We start from the raw sequence: 1,568 nt of genomic DNA on the forward strand, positions 1-1,568 counted from the left end.
ACCGGGCCACGCCGTCGCCGACGGCCTGCCCGCGGACGCCATCGTCGTCGAGGAGGCGATCACGGTGGGAATGCGGCTGCGGACCGTACTGCGCCAGGACCGGCCCGGCTCGTACGCGCACACCGTCGGTGGCGGCCTCGGCTGGGGCATCGGCGCGGCGATCGGGACCCGGCTGGGCGCCCCGGACCGCCCCGTCGTCGCCGTGCTGGGCGACGGGTGCGCGATGTTCGGCCTCCAGGGCCTGTGGACGGCGGCGCGGTACGCGGTGCCGGTGACGTTCGTGGTGATGAACAACGGGGAGTACCGGACGCTGAAGGACACGCTCGACGAACGCAAGAGCCGCTCGACGGCGCTGGGATCGTACGTGGGACTGGACCTCGCGCCGCCCGCGCTGGACTGGTCCGGCGCCGCCCGGCTCTTCGGCGTCGACGCCGTACGGGTGGGCTCGGCGGCCGAGCTGCGCGACACTCTCGCCGCCGGTTCCGACCGTCCCCTGCTCATCGATGTGCCGGTCGCGGGCCATTGCGCGACGCGGCCCGGCGGATAAGGCTGCGGACATGGATGTCTCCCCCCCACCCAAGTCGGTCCTCGCCCGCGGGCTGAGGCTGCTGGGCGCCTTCGGCCCCTCGGACGTCGACCTGACACTCACCGAACTCGCCGCTCGCACCGGCCTGCCGAAACCGACCGCGCACCGGCTGCTCGGGGAGCTCGTCGGCTGGGGCGCCCTGGAGCGCACCGAGGGCGGCTACCGGCTGGGCATGCGCCTGTTCGTGCTCGGCCAGCGGGTGCCCCGCCCGCGCGGCCTGCGCGAGGCGGCCCTGCCCTACCTGGAGGACCTGTACGAGGCCTCGCACGAGAACGTCCACCTGGCCGTGCTCGACGGCATCGACACGCTGTTCCTGGAGAAGGTCAGCGGACGCCGGTCGATGCCGATCATCTCGCGCGTCGGGGGACGGCTGCCGGCCTACTGCACGGCGACCGGGAAGCTGTTCCTCGCCTTCGGAGCGCCGGAACGTCTGCGCCGCGTCCTGAGCGCGGGCCTGGCGCGCCACACGCCGCACACGATCACGATGCCGGGCCTGCTGGTCCGCGACCTCGCGCGCACGCTGGAGCGGGGGTACGGGATCAACCGGGAGGAGTCGGAGGTCGGGGTGTCCGCGGTGGCCGCTCCGGTGTTCGACCACCGGCGGCGCGTCATCGCCGCGATCTCCATCACCGGCCACGCCGGCCGCCTGGACCTGGAGCGCCTCGCCCCGGCCGTACGAACGTCGGCCCTGTCGCTGTCCCGCGAGCTGTCCCACGCGACCGCGAACGGCACGCTCGTCCTGCCCGCCCCGACCCTGGACCACGACCCCGCGGCCGATCAGGGCGGCGCCGAGCCCTCGCGCCGGCGCGCGAGCAGGGCGAGCAGTTCGGCGGCCACCCCGTCCGGGTCCTCATAGACCGGGGTGTGGCCGGTGTCCAGCAGACGCAGCCGCGCGCCCGGGATGGCGGCGGCCAGCTCCCGCGCCTGGTCCGGTGTCCTCGTCGGATCGCGCCGGCCGTGCAGCACGGTTACCGGGCAGCCG

At 74.9% G+C, this 1,568-nt stretch carries 3 protein-coding genes; 2 read left to right on the forward strand and 1 reads right to left on the reverse strand.

All coding sequences use genetic code 11. The annotated features are described in order from the left end of the window. On the forward strand, window positions 1-547 hold a 547-nt coding region (locus ACFFNX_RS49555), incomplete at its 5' end, for a thiamine pyrophosphate-dependent enzyme (RefSeq protein WP_378213446.1). A 10-nt stretch (window positions 548-557) separates the two neighbouring features. Further along, window positions 558-1,442 carry an IclR family transcriptional regulator gene (locus ACFFNX_RS49560; RefSeq protein ID WP_378213447.1) on the forward strand — a complete coding sequence of 295 codons (885 nt, stop codon included), beginning with the start codon at window positions 558-560 and terminating at the stop codon, window positions 1,440-1,442. Here the strand turns inward: ACFFNX_RS49560 and ACFFNX_RS49565 are convergent. After that, window positions 1,364-1,568, reverse strand: a 205-nt coding sequence (locus ACFFNX_RS49565) for an alpha/beta fold hydrolase (protein ID WP_378213448.1), incomplete at its 5' end; no start/stop codon positions are given. The genes ACFFNX_RS49560 and ACFFNX_RS49565 overlap by 79 nt on opposite strands.

The sequence above is a fragment of the Actinoallomurus acaciae genome, from assembly GCF_042429965.1.
Lineage (GTDB): Bacteria > Actinomycetota > Actinomycetes > Streptosporangiales > Streptosporangiaceae > Actinoallomurus > Actinoallomurus acaciae.

Bases quoted from the DNA above. Each gene is read 5' to 3' on its own strand.
- ACFFNX_RS49560 (WP_378213447.1), top strand. From the start codon at position 558: ATGGATGTCTCCCCCCCACCCAAGTCGGTCCTCGCCCGCGGGCTGAGG.